This window comes from Streptomyces sp. JJ66 (assembly GCF_019303495.1).
Taxonomy (GTDB): domain Bacteria; phylum Actinomycetota; class Actinomycetes; order Streptomycetales; family Streptomycetaceae; genus Streptomyces.
Window position 1 is genome coordinate 15,673 of record NZ_JAEVFI010000017.1, and the last position, 14,107, is coordinate 29,779.

Annotated in this window: 15 protein-coding genes and 1 pseudogene; 12 read left to right on the forward strand and 4 right to left on the reverse strand. The window is 72.3% G+C overall.

Annotated features, from left to right (window positions below):
• The first annotated feature begins 81 nt into the window (after nucleotides 1–81).
• Nucleotides 82–1,575 (forward strand): glutamate-cysteine ligase family protein, encoded by a 1,494-nt coding sequence (locus JJV70_RS14450; protein WP_219048351.1) that lies wholly within the window; start codon nucleotides 82–84, stop codon nucleotides 1,573–1,575.
• A gap of 163 nt (nucleotides 1,576–1,738) precedes the next feature.
• The gene (locus JJV70_RS14455) at nucleotides 1,739–2,527 is read left to right on the forward strand and encodes a CPBP family intramembrane glutamic endopeptidase (RefSeq protein ID WP_219048414.1); all 789 of its coding nucleotides are present in this window, start codon (nucleotides 1,739–1,741) and stop codon (nucleotides 2,525–2,527) included.
• Nucleotides 2,528–2,608: 81 nt separating this feature from the next.
• On the opposite strand, the gene JJV70_RS14460 is transcribed toward JJV70_RS14455, so the two are convergent.
• Complete coding sequence (locus tag JJV70_RS14460; RefSeq protein ID WP_219048352.1) at nucleotides 2,609–3,286, reverse strand: pyridoxamine 5'-phosphate oxidase family protein; 678 nt, start codon at nucleotides 3,284–3,286, stop codon at nucleotides 2,609–2,611.
• A 72-nt stretch (nucleotides 3,287–3,358) separates the two neighbouring features.
• Between JJV70_RS14460 and JJV70_RS14465 the strand changes: the two genes are divergently transcribed.
• Nucleotides 3,359–4,690 carry an aminotransferase class I/II-fold pyridoxal phosphate-dependent enzyme gene (locus JJV70_RS14465; RefSeq protein ID WP_219048353.1) on the forward strand — a complete coding sequence of 444 codons (1,332 nt, stop codon included), beginning with the start codon at nucleotides 3,359–3,361 and terminating at the stop codon, nucleotides 4,688–4,690.
• Between the two features lie 42 nt (nucleotides 4,691–4,732).
• Here the strand turns inward: JJV70_RS14465 and JJV70_RS14470 are convergent, their stop codons facing one another.
• Complete coding sequence (locus JJV70_RS14470; protein ID WP_219048354.1) at nucleotides 4,733–5,170, reverse strand: Rieske (2Fe-2S) protein; 438 nt, start codon at nucleotides 5,168–5,170, stop codon at nucleotides 4,733–4,735.
• Between the two features lie 177 nt (nucleotides 5,171–5,347).
• A complete protein-coding gene (locus JJV70_RS14475) occupies nucleotides 5,348–5,578 on the reverse strand; it encodes a hypothetical protein (protein ID WP_219048355.1) in 231 nt (76 codons plus the stop codon).
• A gap of 151 nt (nucleotides 5,579–5,729) precedes the next feature.
• Here JJV70_RS14475 and JJV70_RS14480 point away from each other — a divergent pair, with 151 nt between their 5' ends.
• The 9 genes and pseudogenes from JJV70_RS14480 (at nucleotide 5,730) to JJV70_RS14520 (ending at nucleotide 13,536) form a co-directional block, all read left to right on the forward strand.
• Nucleotides 5,730–6,494, forward strand: a complete 765-nt coding sequence (locus tag JJV70_RS14480; protein ID WP_219048356.1) for a LamB/YcsF family protein — start codon at nucleotides 5,730–5,732, stop codon at nucleotides 6,492–6,494.
• Nucleotides 6,491–7,180 (forward strand): 5-oxoprolinase subunit PxpB, encoded by a 690-nt coding sequence (gene pxpB / locus JJV70_RS14485; protein ID WP_219048358.1) that lies wholly within the window; start codon nucleotides 6,491–6,493, stop codon nucleotides 7,178–7,180. Before JJV70_RS14480 ends, pxpB begins: the two co-directional genes overlap by 4 nt.
• Nucleotides 7,177–8,097 (forward strand): biotin-dependent carboxyltransferase family protein, encoded by a 921-nt coding sequence (locus JJV70_RS14490; RefSeq protein ID WP_219048359.1) that lies wholly within the window; start codon nucleotides 7,177–7,179, stop codon nucleotides 8,095–8,097. Before pxpB ends, JJV70_RS14490 begins: the two co-directional genes overlap by 4 nt.
• A gap of 223 nt (nucleotides 8,098–8,320) precedes the next feature.
• Nucleotides 8,321–8,566 (forward strand): annotated as a pseudogene (locus JJV70_RS14495) (DUF3037 domain-containing protein); the annotation flags it as partial.
• A gap of 99 nt (nucleotides 8,567–8,665) precedes the next feature.
• Nucleotides 8,666–9,427 carry a 3-oxoacyl-ACP reductase FabG gene (fabG, locus tag JJV70_RS14500; protein ID WP_219048361.1) on the forward strand — a complete coding sequence of 254 codons (762 nt, stop codon included), beginning with the start codon at nucleotides 8,666–8,668 and terminating at the stop codon, nucleotides 9,425–9,427.
• Nucleotides 9,428–9,470: 43 nt separating this feature from the next.
• On the forward strand, nucleotides 9,471–10,226 hold the full coding sequence (locus JJV70_RS14505) for an SDR family oxidoreductase (protein ID WP_219048363.1): 756 nt from the start codon (nucleotides 9,471–9,473) through the stop codon (nucleotides 10,224–10,226).
• A 402-nt stretch (nucleotides 10,227–10,628) separates the two neighbouring features.
• Nucleotides 10,629–12,212: an ABC transporter substrate-binding protein gene (locus tag JJV70_RS14510; protein ID WP_374227304.1), complete on the forward strand. Its 1,584-nt coding sequence runs from the start codon at nucleotides 10,629–10,631 to the stop codon at nucleotides 12,210–12,212.
• Between the two features lie 100 nt (nucleotides 12,213–12,312).
• Nucleotides 12,313–12,984 (forward strand): uracil-DNA glycosylase, encoded by a 672-nt coding sequence (gene ung / locus JJV70_RS14515; protein WP_219048416.1) that lies wholly within the window; start codon nucleotides 12,313–12,315, stop codon nucleotides 12,982–12,984.
• 105 nt (nucleotides 12,985–13,089) lie between these two features.
• A complete protein-coding gene (locus tag JJV70_RS14520) occupies nucleotides 13,090–13,536 on the forward strand; it encodes a hypothetical protein (RefSeq protein WP_219048417.1) in 447 nt (148 codons plus the stop codon).
• A gap of 46 nt (nucleotides 13,537–13,582) precedes the next feature.
• Here JJV70_RS14520 and JJV70_RS14525 read toward each other — a convergent pair whose 3' ends face one another.
• On the reverse strand, nucleotides 13,583–14,008 hold the full coding sequence (locus tag JJV70_RS14525; protein ID WP_219048364.1) for a hypothetical protein: 426 nt from the start codon (nucleotides 14,006–14,008) through the stop codon (nucleotides 13,583–13,585).
• Nucleotides 14,009–14,107: the final 99 nt, after the last annotated feature.

The following is a 14,107-nucleotide window of genomic DNA, read 5'->3' on the forward strand; positions in this document are numbered from 1 at the left end:
CGGCCTTCCGCGCCCCCCGGGGGTTGCCGATCGTGACGCGGGGCATCATCGAGGCACCGCCGAACGAGGAGGAACACACCCATGGGGGAGAAGGTCGCGGCCGACGGGTTCGGTCTCCCGGACCGTCGGCGCTACCGGGAGAAGCTCCACCAGTGCCTGACGGGGCTGGAGACACTGCTGGGTCAGCAGCGGTTCGAGCGCCCGCGCAACCTCATGGGGCTGGAGATCGAACTCAATCTCGCGGATGCTGGCGGAATGCCCCGGATGATAAACGGAGAGGTCCTGGACCGCATCGCGAGCCGCGATTTCCAGACCGAGCTGGGGCAGTTCAATCTTGAGGTCAATATCCTGCCGCATCCGTTCCACGGCCGAGTCCTCGACCAGCTTGCCGAGGAACTGCGTACCGGTTTGGCCTACGCGGACCGCAAGGCGCGGGAAGCCGATGCCCGCATCCTCATGACCGGCATTCTCCCCACCCTCACGCCCGACGACCTGATCTCCGCGAACTTCTCCGACGCCGAGCGCTACACGTTGCTCAACGACGAGATCATGGCGGCCCGGGGCGAGGAGATCGCACTCGACATCCGGGGCCCGGAGCACCTGACGTACAGCTCTCCGTCCATCGCCCCAGCCGCCGCCTGCACCTCTGTGCAGCTGCACCTGCAGGTCACCCCGGACCGCTTCGCCGACGTGTGGAACGCCGCCCAGGCCGTGGTCGGGGTGCAGCTGGCCGTGGGCGCCAACTCACCGTTCCTGTTCGGCCGCGAGCTGTGGCGCGAGTCGCGCATTCCGCTCTTCCTGCAGGCCACCGACGCCCGCCCGCCGGAGTTCGCCGCCCAGGGCGTGCGTCCGCGCGCCTGGTTCGGTGAGCGCTGGATCGACTCGGCCCACGACCTGTTCGCCGAGAATCTGCGCTACTTCCCCGCGCTGCTCCCGGTGTGCGACCCAGAGGAGCCGCTGCGGGAGCTGGAGGACGGCGGCATCCCCACGCTGGCCGAGCTGGCCCTGCACAACGGCACGGTCTACCGCTGGAACCGGCCGGTCTACGGCGTCGCCGACGGCGTGCCGCACCTGCGGGTGGAGAACCGCGTGCTGCCCGCCGGGCCCACCGTGACCGACATCCTGGCGAACACCGCGCTCTACTACGGTCTGGTGCGGGCACTGGCCGACGAACAGCGGCCGCTGTGGAGCCGGATGCCGTTCGCCGTGGCCGAGGAGAACTTTCACGCCGCCGCCCGGCACGGCATCGACGCCCGCTTGCGCTGGCCGCGGCACGCGCGCGGCGCGCTGCACACCGTGCCCGCCCACCGGCTGGTGCTCGACGAACTGCTGCCGCTGGCCGCCGCAGGGCTGGACGCCTGGGGGATCGAGGCAGCCGACCGCGACTTCTACCTCGGCGTGATCGAAGCCCGCTGTCGTCAGCGGACGAACGGTGCCGCCTGGCAGGTAGCGGCCTACCACCGCGCCCGGGACGGCGGGCTGGACCGCGAGAAGGCTCTGGCCGCTGTGACCCGCCAATACGCCGACCTTGTCCACACCGGTGAACCCGTGCACACCTGGCCAGCGCAGAACTGACGCGCGCCGCCGTGCCGGGCGGCCGCCACCCGGGTCTGGACCACCCGGCCGGCGCGGCGGTGCGGTGCATGCGGCAAGCTGGAGCGCAACCAGCAGTCCAGCGCCGCCGGGAGGCCCCAGGGTGAAGTCGTGGTTCGCGGACGGCGCCGCAGGCGCGCCCCGGCTGGAACTCGCCGACCCGGCCGCCCGCCGGGTGCTCGGCCGCGAGACGCTCTTGGTGCTCGCGCTCTCCCTCGGTGCGAGCGCGGTGTCGTCGTTCATCAGCTTCACCGGTGCGCTGACCCGCCCCGGCGGCCTGAACGCCCAGGCGGCGAACCTCAACAGCTCCTTCGCGCCCGACCGCCCCTGGCTCGACCTCGCCTGGCAGCTGTTCGGCATCGCCACGGCCCTGGTGCCCGTCCTGCTGGTCGGGCATCTGCTGCGCCGCGAGCCGACGGGCGTCCCGGCCGCGTCCGGTCTGGGTGCCCTCGGCTTCGACCTGCGCCGACCGGGGTTCGACCTGAGCCGGGGTGTGCTGGTGGCCGCTGGGATCGGGGGCAGCGGCCTGCTGCTCTACCTCGGGGCCCGGGCGGCCGGGGCCAACCTGACGGTGGTGCCCGAGTCGCTGCCCGAGGTGTGGTGGAAGCTGCCGGTGCTGGTGCTCGCGGCGGTGGAGAACTCCGTCGTCGAGGAGGTCATCGTCCTCGGCTACCTGCTGCGCCGTCTGGACCAGCTCGGCTGGAGCCCACTGGCCGCGCTCGGCGCCAGCTCCGTGCTGCGCGGCAGCTACCACCTGTACCAGGGCATCGGCGGCTTCGTCGGCAACCTCGCCATGGGCGTGATCTTCGTGTGGCTCTACCGCCGCTGGGGCCGGGTGGGCCCGCTGGTCGCGGCGCACGCGCTCATCGACATCGTCGCCTTCGTCGGATACGCCCTGCTCGCGGGCGAGGTGGGCTGGCTGCCGACGGCCTGACCGCGCCACCCGCTGCCTTGACGCCCCGAGGCAGCGGGTGGCGCGGTGGCGGCACTGGTGCCCGGCGACTCCCGGGCCGCTTCAGGGACGGGCGTAACCCGTGAGGTAGTCCGGGGCGGTGACGCCGGGGTCCTGGCCGTCAGCGGGGACGGGCTCCCCGTGCACGGTGGCCACGGGCAGCAGGCCGCTCCAGTGCGGGAGTGCGACGTCCTCGGGCTCGTCGTCCGGACCGCCGGTCCGCAGCTTTGCCGAGACCTCCGCCAGCGGCAGCGACAGCACAGCCGTGGCGGCCAGCTCCTTGCGGTTCGCCCGCCGGGAGTCGGCCGCCCGGCCCGGCAGGACATGGTCCACCAGCGCGTCGAGGGCCGCCGCCTTTTCCTCGGGGTCACCGACCTGCGTCGCCGTGCCGTGCACCACCACGGAGCGGTAGTTGACGGAGTGGTGGAACGCGGAGCGGGCCAGGACGAGGGCGTCCACGTGGGTCACCGTCACGCAGACCGGCAGCCCGGGCTCCTGGCGGGCGCCGCGTAGCGGACGGGCACCGCTGGAGCCGTGCACGTACAGCCGTTCGCCGACCCGGGCGTACAGGGTGGGCAGGACGACCGGCCGTCCCTCGCGCACGAAACCGAGGTGGCACAGGTAGCCCTCGTCGAGGATCGCGTGCACCAGCTCCCGGTCGTAGGCAACCCGGCCCGGGTTGCGGGTGGGGGTGGTGAAGGGCGTCGGTGCGTAGGAATCGGGGGCGGCGCTAGCGGACATGATCGGTGGCTCCTCGCAGAGTCGGCGCGGTTTCCCTGGCGCCCACTTTTGTACTGGTGCATAATAAGTGTTGTGCTAGGAGAATACAGGATCACGGGACGTGGCGCAGCCGAGATCGCCGCGAGTATCGAAGAAGGGGTGGGCTCCGGAGCCTTGCCCCCGGGCCACGCGCTGCCGCCGTTGCGCGAGGCGGCGGCGGCGCTCGGCGTCAACGCCAACACCGTCGCCGCCGCCTACCGGACGTTGCGCGAGCGCGGCGTGGTGGAGACCGCCGGGCGTCGCGGTACCCGGGTCCGCGCGCGCCCGGCCAGCACCCCGCGCGAGGCCATCAGCGTGGAGGCACCCCCCGGCGGCCGGGACATCGCCCAGGGCAATCCGGACGTCGCGCTGCTACCCGCGCTGGACCAGGCCCTGGCCGCGGCAGCCGCCAGGCACGCGGCCCGCCCCACGCTCTACGGTGAGGCAGCCGTCAGCCCCGAGCTCGTCTCCCTGGCCCGCGCCGGTTTCGCGGCCGACGGCGTGCCCGGCGGCCCCGTCGCCGTCACCTCCGGTTCGCTGGACGCCACGGAACGCGTGCTCGCCGCACACCTGCGGCCCGGAGACGCCGTGGCGGTCGAGGACCCGGGCTGGGGCAGCCTGCTTGACCTCCTCCCGGCGCTGGGCCTGCGCACCGTGCCGGTGGACGTGGACGACGACGGGCCGGTACCGGACGCCGTGGCGCGTGCGCTGGAGAGCGGGGCCCGCGCCCTCGTGGTCACCGCCCGCGTGCAGAACCCCACCGGGGCGGCCGTGGGCGCGGAGCGGGCCGCCGCGCTCCGCGCCGTGCTGGCCGCACATCCGGCTACGTTGCTGATCGAGGACGACCACGGGTTCGCCATCACCGACCTGCCGCTGCACCCGCTGGCGGGCCTCACCTCGCGCTGGGTGGTAGTGCGTTCGGTAGCCAAGGGCTACGGACCCGATCTCCGGCTGGCCGTCCTTACCGGCGACTCCCTCACCCTCGACCGGGTGCAGGGACGCCAGCGCCTGGGCCCGGGCTGGGTGAGCCGCCTGCTCCAGGATGCGGTGGCGCATCTGTGGCGCGAGCGGGCGGTGGACCCGGTGGCGGTCGCGCGGGCCTACGGGGTCCGGCGCACCGCGCTGCTGAAGGAGCTGGCCGCGCGCGGGGTGCGGGCCCACGGGCGGTCGGGGATGAACGTGTGGGTGCCCGTCCCCGAGGAGTCCGCCGCCGTCGCCGCGCTGCTGCGGGCAGGCTGGGCGGTGGCCCCTGGGGCCCGCTTCCGGGTGGCCACGCCGCCCGCCGTCCGGCTCACGGTCTCCGGCCTTGACCTGGCCGAGCTGCCCGCGCTGGCGGACGCCGTCACCGCCGCCGTCCGCCCGTCGCAGCCGCCCCGCTACGGCTGACGGCCCGGGGCGACCTGGTGCGGTCTTAGGCTCGCGGCCGGTTCATTCCAGGCGGATCGAGTCGCCGGAGACGGTGATCCCGGCCGGCGGCAGCGGTCGCTGCGCGGGCCCGGCCGTGACGCTGCCGTCCGCGACGGCGAACGCGCTGCCATGGCACGGGCAGGTGATGGACCCGTCCGTCACCTCCGCCACCAGACAGCCTTCGTGCGTGCAGGTGGCGGAGAAGGCGCGGAACTCCCCGGCGCTGGGCTGGGTCACCACCACCTTCTGCTCCTGGAAGACGACGCCACCGCCTTGCGGGATGTCACCGGTCTTGGCCAGCTCCGCGCCGCCCGCCTCGCCGCTGCCGGAGGTGGCCGGGGGCGTGCCCGCGTCCGTGCCGCCCGGGCTCTCCTCCCCGCAGGAGGTGAGGGCGGCGGTGAGCCCGGCGGCACCGGCCGCGGCGAGCAGGGTGCGTCGGTCGCAATGTGCTGGGGTCATGGCGGAGCCCTTCGTTCCGGGTTTACCCCCTCATACGCGTACCCCCTGCCGGACCGTTCACCGCTGCCGGCACATCTGCGCGCCCGCACCCTTGGCACGGCTCTCAGCTGGAGGGGTGCTTCCCGAAGTCACCGCGATAGCTGAGGACGCCGCGCAGCCCACGAGAGGCGTTCCGCTTCAACCTGTCGCCTGCCCGGAGGGGGTGAGGATGGCCTGATCGCGGATGAGGAACGGTTCGTGGAAGGTGCTGAGGTCGTCCATGACATGGGTCCTCCACGACATGGAAGGCCAGGCGCAGTTCGGCGAGGACGGCGCATCATCTCCTCCAGCCGGGAGCTGCGGGGCCAGGGCGACGACCTGGTGAAAGTGGATACTGGCGTTGCTGAGTGGTGCCTTCGGTCCCGCCACCCCGCCGCTCCCAGACCCTGCCACGGCAGCCCTCACGGGTCTGACCCCCGACGCTGGTCTGCCCACCGGCGTTCGGGCCCAGGAGTTCCGCGGAGGATGCCCCCGGGCGGCGGCTCGTGGTGCGATGGAAGGACGAGGAGACTGAGCGGCGATGACAGACACCGTGATCGATCTCAACGCCGACCTCGGTGAGGGGTACGGGCGCTGGACCCTCACCGACGACGAGGTGATGCTGGCCCTGGTCACCAGCGCCAACGTCGCCTGCGGCTTCCACGCCGGGGACCCCGGCATTATGCGCGGGGTCTGCGCCACCGCGGCCGAACGCGGGGTGCGGATCGGAGCCCAGGTCTCCTACCAGGATCTGGCAGGCTTCGGGCGCCGGGCTATGGAGATTCCCGCTGAGCAGCTCGCCGACGAGGTCAGCTACCAGATCGGAGCGCTCCAGGTCTTCGCCCGCGCGGCCGGTTCCCGCGTCTCTTACGTCAAACCGCACGGTGCGCTGTACAACCGGGCGGTCTGGGACGAGGAGCAGGCGTCGGCCGTGGTCGAAGGCGCCCGTCTGGCCGACCCCGGCCTGGCCGTCCTGTGCCTGCCCGGCTCAGCCCTGCACCGCCGGGCCAGGCAGGCCGGACTCGCCGTGGTCAGCGAGGCGTTCATCGACCGTGCCTACACGCCCTCGGGGACGCTGGTGCCACGCGCTACCCCCGGAGCGGTCATCACCGACCCCCGGCAGGCCGTGCACCGGGCTCTCTCGCTCGCCGGGGAAGGCCGCGTCGCCACGCTGGAGGGGGGAAGCGTAGCGGTCCGGGCCCGTTCCCTGTGCCTGCACGGTGACACCCCGGGCGCGGTCGGACTCGCCCAGCGGGTACGGGCCGCGCTGGAGGAGGCCGGAGTCAGAGTGGAGGCGTTCGCGTGAGACTGCTGCCGGTGGGGGAGAACTCCCTCCTGGTCGAGCTGGACACCGCGCAGGAAGCACAGTCCTGGTACGTAGAACTCCTGCGCTCTCGCCGTGAGGGGTCCCTGAGCGCCGTCCAGGACATCGTGCCGGGAGACAGGACGGTCCTGCTGTACGGAGTGTCCGGCCCTCCCTCCGCGCTGGCCGCGCTCCGTGCCGAACTGGGGCACTGGTCTCCGCCCGGCATCGTGGCAGACTCCGGCCCGCTGGTGGAGATCCCCGTGCGTTACGACGGCGCCGATCTGGGCGAGGTCGCCCGGATCTGGGGCGTAACTCCCCAGGAGGTGGCGCGGGTGCACAGCGGCGTGGAACACCGCGTGGCTTTTTGCGGGTTCGCTCCGGGCTTCGCCTACATGACGGGCCTGGGGGAGGAACATCACACGCCTCGTCATGCCGCACCGCGCACCTCGGTCCCCGCTGGCTCAGTGGCGCTCGCCGGTCCCTACACCGGCATCTACCCCCGGTCCTCTCCGGGAGGCTGGCAGTTGATCGGCGCTACCTCGGTGAATCTGTGGGACCTGGAGCGCGAGCCCCCCGCTCTGCTCACTCCCGGCACGCGGGTCCGTTTCCTGCCCTGCGGCTCTCCCGCGTCCCGGCCGGCCGGCACGGAGGGGCGTCAGGGGCGCGGCGAGAGGGGTCAGCCGTGAGGGAAGGGGAACTTCGCGTGGTGCGGGCCGGTGCCCTCACCACCGTCCAGGACCTGGGCCGGCCCGGCCACGCCGCCCTGGGGGTACCGCGCTCCGGCGCCCTGGACCAACCAGCCCACCGGCTGGCGAACCGGCTCGTGGGCAATCCTCCCGGAGCCGCGACGCTGGAGACCACCTTGACGGGGGTCTGTGTGCGCACCTCCCGCGCCGCGGTCTTCGCGGTAACCGGGGCGCCCGCGGCGGTACGCGCCGAGGGTCGCCCGGCCGCGTGGGCGAGCGCTGTTCACCTGCCGGCCGGAGGCACGCTGGAAGTGGGTGCCCCCACCAGCGGTCTGCGCAGTTACGTGGCTGTTGGCGGAGGCGTGACCCCCCAGCCCGTCCTGGGCAGCCGTTCCCGTGACCTGCTCTCCGGCCTGGGTCCGCCACCGCTGGCGGACGGCGACACGCTTCCGGTGGGAGCGCCCTGCGGACCACCGCTCCACACCGACCTGGCGTGGTGTCAGGCCCCGCCCAGCGAACTGGTGCTGCCGGTGCTGCTGGGGCCGAGGGAGGACTGGTTTACCTCCGAGGCGCTGCGCACCCTTGCCTCGGCCGGGTTCTCCGTCTCCTCCCGCAGTAACCGCATCGCGCTGCGGACGGAAGGGCCTCCCCTGGAACGCGCCGTGAGGCGGGAACTGCCCAGCGAGGCCATGGTGGTCGGCGCGGTTCAGGTCCCCACGGACGGAAGGCCGGTGGTCTTCCTCGCGGACTGTCCCACGACTGGCGGCTACCCCGTGATCGGGGTGGTACCGGAGAGCGGACTGGCCGCCGCGGCCCAGGCGGTTCCGGGCACGGCGGTCCGGTTCGTGCCGACCTCCCGGCACCGCGCCCGGCTTCTGTCCAGCAGGTCCCAGCGCGGCGCCTGCTATCCGCGGTAACCCCTGCGCGACGTCAGCCGGGCCGGACGCAACCTCCAAGGCCCGCCCCGGGCCGGTCTTCCTCCCTTCCTCGCCCCCGGCTGGCGGCAGTGGTGTGGCTGACAGTCGTGGTGAGCCGGAATCAAGGGAGCGGAGCGTGGAGTGCGGTGTGCCCGCCCCTGTCATCCGTGGATTCCCAGGCGGCCCGTCCGTATAGCCTGGGGAAATGCTTCCCGAAGTCACCGCGATCCGGCACGCGGTGGAGTCGGTGTGCCGGGGCGGGGCGGACGCCGGACAGGCGGCGGGCGAGGACGCCGGACGCCGGTTCCGCTGGCTCATCGCCCCCCGCAGCACCGTCGTGCAGCCCGGTCCGGTGCACACCGGGCTGACCGCCGATCCCCGGGCGGAGGCGGAACACCTGCTCGACGTGCTGGTCCGCACGCCCCGGCGTGGCGCGCCCCGTACTCCGCGGGCACCGGGGCAAGGCTGAACAGGACAACCGTTGACAGCGCTCGACCCAGGCTTCTAGCGTCACGTACGGCGAAGGTACTAAGCGGTTGCTCAGTTTCACGGATGAGGAGACCCAGGGATGTCCAGCACCGAGCAGCGCGTCGCGGTCGTGACGGGCGGAGCCCGAGGAATCGGCGCGGCGACGGCCGTGCGACTGGCCGGGGAGGGGCACGCCGTCGCGGTGCTTGACCTCGACGAGACGGCCTGCGAGGAGACCGTGGACGCGATCACGGCGGCGGGCGGCCGGGCCCTGGCCGTCGGCTGCGACGTCTCCGACGCGGGTCAGGTCGAGGCCGCCGTCAGCACGATCGCCGAGCAGCTCGGCGCGCCCGTCATCCTCGTCAACAACGCGGGCGTACTGCGCGACAACCTGCTGTTCAAGATGAGCGAGTCCGACTGGGACACCGTCATGAACGTGCATCTGCGCGGCGCCTTCCTGATGTCCCGCGCCTGCCAGAAGCACATGGTGGACGCCGGGTTCGGCCGCATCGTCAACCTCTCCTCCAGCTCCGCGCTCGGCAACCGTGGCCAGGCCAACTACTCGGCGGCGAAGGCCGGTCTGCAGGGTCTGACCAAGACCCTCGCCAAGGAGCTGGGCAAGTTCGGCATCACCGCCAACGCCGTCGCCCCCGGTTTCATCGCCACCGACATGACCGCCGCCACCGCCGCCCGCGTCGGCATGGACTTCGAGGACTTCAAGGCCGCCGCCGCCACTCAGATCCCGGTGCAGCGCGTGGGCCGCCCAGAAGACGTCGCCGGTGCCGTCGCCTATTTCGCCGGCGAGGACAACGGCTTCGTCTCCGGCCAGGTCCTGTACGTCGCTGGCGGACCGCTCGACTGACAGCCGCGTCCGCGCAGCTAACACCGGAAAGGCAGGAAGTGCGATGACAGCGCAGGACAGCGGGCGGGTCGCCCTGGTCACCGGCGCCAGCCGGGGCATCGGATACGGCATCGCCCAGGCTCTGGTGGCGCGCGGCGACCGGGTCTGCATCACCGGGCGCAACGAGGACGCGCTGAAGGAGGCCGTCACCTCGCTCGGCGCCGACCGCGTCATGGGTGTGGCGGGCAAGGCGCACGACGTGGCGCACCAGGCGGAGGCGGTCGAGCAGGTGATGGCCGCCTACGGGCGCGTGGACCACCTGGTCAACAACGCGGGCACCAACCCGGTGTTCGGCCCCATCACGGAGGTGGACCTAGACGTCGCCCGCAAGGTGTTCGAGACCAACGTGGTCTCCGCCCTCGGCTTCGCCCAGCGCACCTGGGCGGCGTGGCAGAAGGACAACGGCGGTTCGATCCTCAACATCGCCTCGATCGCCGGGCTCAGCGCCTCGCCGTTCGTGGGTGCCTACGGTGTCAGCAAGGCCGCCATGATCAACCTGACGCAGCAGCTCGCCCACGAGATGGCCCCTGGCGTACGTGTCAACGCCATCGCGCCCGCGGTGGTGAAGACCAGGTTCGCCGCCGCCCTGTACGAGGGCCGTGAGGAGGAGGCCGCCTCCGGCTACCGCCTCGGCCGCCTGGGCGTGCCCGAGGACATCGGTGCCGCGGCTAAGTTCCTCACCTCCGAGGGCGCGGGCTGGATCACCGGACAGACGCTCGTCATGGACGGCGGCCTGTTCCTCGACGCGGGCGTGGCGTAACCCGTCCCGGCGGGTCCGCTCTTCCTCGCGCCTCTTCCTCCTGCCGCCGGTTCGTGCGCGGAGCGGCGCCGCTCGCATGCCGCCACCCCTTCCCAGGCCCCGGGACGCCCGGCACCAGGGCCGGGGAGGGCGGCGGCAGACCTTCCGTGGCCCCGCTGCGTCACGGTGGACGCCGCCTGCGTGACGGCCGGAAAGGCGATGCAGAGGGCATTGATCCGTCCATGTAGTTCCGGCGACTGCTGGGGTAGGGTCTGCGCAGTCACAGGCATGCGGGGGTCCGCACGCCGCACCGGTGCGCTCTGCACGGGGGCCGAAAGGGGGCGCGTCCACGTCCTCGACGTCCACGGGAAGCCGGCGTACGCACCGGCCAGCGACGGCCTCCGCCCACCGAGGAGCGTGCACGTGTTCAGGCGCAAGAAGCTTCTGGGGAGCACGGCGATGATCTCGGCGGCCGTGGTGCTCGCCGGCTGTTCGTCGCTGACCGGGGGAAGCGAGGAGAACGACGAGCCGATCGTCGTCGGAACCACCAGCGAGCCGACGGTGCTTGACCCGGCCGGAGCCTGGGACGGCTCGTGGGAGCTGTACCGCAACGTCTACCGGACGCTGCTGTACTTCCCCAAGTCCAGCGGGACGCCCAAGCCCGACGCCGCGCAGGAGTGCTCCTTCACCGACAACAGCAGCCAGGTCTACCGGTGCACGCTGAAGGACGGGCTGACGTTCGAAGGCGGCAACGCGCTGGACGCGCAGGCGGTGAAGCACTCTTTCGAACGCACCCTGGCCATCAAGGACCCCGGCGGACCGGGGCCGCTGCTGGAGTCGATCGACCGCATCGAGACCTCTGGCGAGAACACGGTCGTCTTCCATCTGAAGAAGTCCAACGCGACGTTCCCGCTGATCCTGGCCACCCCCGCGGCCTCCCTCGTGGACCCCGCGACCTTCCCCGCCGACAAGCTGCTGCAGTCGCGTGACATCGTCGCCTCCGGCCCGTACAAACTGGCCGCCTACACGCCGGGCGAGCGGGCCGAGCTGGTGCGTAACGACCAGTACGAGGGCCCGGCGAAACTGCGGAACGAGGCGGTGACGATCCGTTACTTCGGCGACTCCGGCCCCATGCTGAAGGCATTGGAGGACGAGGAGATCGACCTCACCTACCGTGGCCTGGCCCCGCAGCAGATCACCGCCATCCAGGACGGGGAGAGCAGCAACCGCAACATCACGCTGCACGAGGCCACCGGCACCGAAATACGCTACCTGGTCTTCAACCCCGCCTTCGACGCCGTCGCGGAACCAGCCGTGCGCCAGTCCATCGCCCAGCTCATCGACCGCAAGACACTGGTACGCGAGGTCTACCAGCGCACCGCCGAACCGCTGTACTCGATGGTCCCCGGCGGCATCACCGGCCACACCAGTGCCTACTTCGACCAGTACGGGGAGCCGAACCAGGACAAGGCCGAGCAGCTGCTCGCCGACGCCGGTATCAGCACCCCGGTGCGGCTGAAGCTCTGGTACAGCACCGACCGCTACGGCACCATCACCGCGGCCGAGTTCGAGGAGATCCGGCGGCAGCTGAACGAGTCCGGGCTGTTCGACGTGGAAATCGAGGGCCGCACTTGGGAGGACTTCCAGGAGGGCATCGAGAACGGGGAATACGCCGTGTTCGGCCGCGGCTGGTTCCCCGACTTCCCGGACGCCGACAACTACATCGGCCCGTTCGTGGGCGCCAACACCTCCGTGGGGGTGCCGTACGAGGACGAGCGGCTCACTGGCGAACTGCTGCCCGACTCGCGGCGGCAGAGCGTGCGCGCCGCCGCGGGCGAGACGCTGAAGGAGGCCCAGCGCATCCTCGCCGAGGACGCGCGCCTGCTTCCGCTGTGGCAGGGGCGGCTCTACCTCGCGGCGCACAACGAGATCGCCGGGATCGAGTGGACTATCGACGCCTCGACGATCATGCACCTGTGGGAGTTGCACCGCAAAGAAAGCTGGTGACCGGGCACCCGTTGTCGGTGACAGCGGGTACGTTCACAGGAGCCCGGGGAGAACCGGGCGCACAGTGAGAGGTGTACCGGAGGGTGACGACGTGAATGGCATGCTGCCCGCCTCCTGGCAAGGTGTGCTCGGCGACGAGCTGGACAAGCCCTACTTCAAGGAGCTGACCGAGTTCGTCGAGGAGGAGCGGGCACGCGGGCCGGTCTATCCGCCGCGCGAGGAGGTATTCGCGGCCCTGGACGCCACCCCGTACGAGGACGTGAAGGTGCTGATCCTCGGCCAGGACCCGTACCACGGGGCAGGCCAGGGCCACGGGCTGTGCTTCTCGGTGCGACCGGGTGTGCGCGTCCCGCCGTCCCTGCGCAACATCTACAAGGAACTGCACGCCGACCTCGGCGTGCCGGTGCCAGCCCACGGCCATCTGATGCCGTGGGCCGAGCAGGGTGTGCTGCTGCTCAACGCGGTGCTGACCGTGCGCGGCGGCGAGGCGAACTCGCACAAGAACAAGGGGTGGGAGCAGTTCACCGACGCGGTGATACGCGCCGTCGACGCCCGGCGTGACCCGGCGGTGTTCGTGCTGTGGGGCAACTACGCGCAAAAGAAGCTGCGGCTTATCGACACCGGGCGTCATGCCGTGGTGGCCGGGGCCCACCCCTCCCCGCTGTCGGCCCGCAAGTTCCTGGGCTCCCGTCCGTTCACGCAGATCAACGAGGCTGTCGCCGCGCAGGGGCACACACCGATCGACTGGCGCATTCCCGACCTGGCGGGCTGACGCGCCGTCGGGCGCCGCCCGCACCCTCACCCATGACGAGGGTGGCCACAGCCCTGGCTGCCGAGGAGGAGCACCGTGTCCCCGAAGACGCCTCCCGCCGACGAGATGACGACCCGTATCGGGCAGGTGATCATGCTGCTCCACGGCGGGGACCGGGAGGAGGCCCGCAACCGCTTCGCCGCGCTGTGGCCCGAGCTGGAGGCCGGCGGCCACCTCCTCCAGCAGGTCACCGTCGCCCACTACATGGCGGACGTCCAGGACGACCCGGGCGCTGAGCTGGCCTGGGACCTGCGGGCGCTGGGCGCGGCGGACGCGCTCACCGAGGATGAGGTCGCCTTCGGCGAGCACGCCGTGGCGGTGCGCGGCCTGTACCCCTCGCTCTACCTCAACCTGGCGGCGGACTACCTCAAGCTGGCCGACCGGGCGGCGGCGCGCCGGGAGCTGGACCGCTGCCACGCCGTGCTCGACGCACTGGCGGACGACGCCTACGGGGCCACCGTCCGGGCCGCGGTGGGCCGCCTGGAGGCCCGGTTGTCCGGTGAGTCGCCGTAACCCGCCGCCGGACGGTCTGTCGCCCGAGCAATCCGCCGCTGGGCTGTCAGCCGTAGGTGTCGCGGCACAGTTCCAGGGTGCTGCTGTCCGGCCCCCAGCCGCCGTACGCCTCGCCGAGATCGCACACCTGACCCATCGAGGGTGCGGTGGGCGTCCGGCGGGGCGGGGGAGCGGACGCCGTGGGCTCGGGCACAGCCTCGGCCGGGTGGCCGGGGGGTGCCGGTGCCGGACGTGCGCTCCGCGCGGGCGGCGGAGAGGCGGCCCGGGTCAGGGCCGGAGCGGGCGGGCGGGTTTGCGGCGTGGTGATGGCCTCGCGCGCGGAGGCGCTGGGCGCCGCCGAGACGTGCCCGTCGGGAACCGCGGCGCCAGGAGCGTTCCCCGCAGGTGGCTTCGGCGGCTCCGGAGCGGAGACGGTGACGCAGCCTGGCGCCCCCGCCAGGGCGGCTCCGGCTAGCAGCAGCGCTCGCGTCATGTGTCGCACCCGCCCCACTGTGCCCTGTGCGGGTCCCCGCGTCACGCCCCCGCAGGCGTGAACCGTGCGGCACGGGGTTCACCGCCCGGTATCCGGGCA

Coding starts and splice junctions, on each gene's coding strand:
- JJV70_RS14450 (WP_219048351.1), top strand. CDS start 82: ATGGGGGAGAAGGTCGCGGCCGACGGGTTCGGTCTCCCGGACCGTCGG.
- JJV70_RS14470 (WP_219048354.1), bottom strand. CDS start 5,170: ATGACCCCAGCACATTGCGACCGACGCACCCTGCTCGCCGCGGCCGGT.
- fabG (WP_219048361.1), top strand. CDS start 8,666: ATGTCCAGCACCGAGCAGCGCGTCGCGGTCGTGACGGGCGGAGCCCGA.
- JJV70_RS14460 (WP_219048352.1), bottom strand. CDS start 3,286: ATGTCCGCTAGCGCCGCCCCCGATTCCTACGCACCGACGCCCTTCACC.
- JJV70_RS14520 (WP_219048417.1), top strand. CDS start 13,090: ATGACGACCCGTATCGGGCAGGTGATCATGCTGCTCCACGGCGGGGAC.
- JJV70_RS14525 (WP_219048364.1), bottom strand. CDS start 14,008: ATGACGCGAGCGCTGCTGCTAGCCGGAGCCGCCCTGGCGGGGGCGCCA.
- ung (WP_219048416.1), top strand. CDS start 12,313: ATGCTGCCCGCCTCCTGGCAAGGTGTGCTCGGCGACGAGCTGGACAAG.
- JJV70_RS14480 (WP_219048356.1), top strand. CDS start 5,730: ATGACAGACACCGTGATCGATCTCAACGCCGACCTCGGTGAGGGGTAC.
- JJV70_RS14505 (WP_219048363.1), top strand. CDS start 9,471: ATGACAGCGCAGGACAGCGGGCGGGTCGCCCTGGTCACCGGCGCCAGC.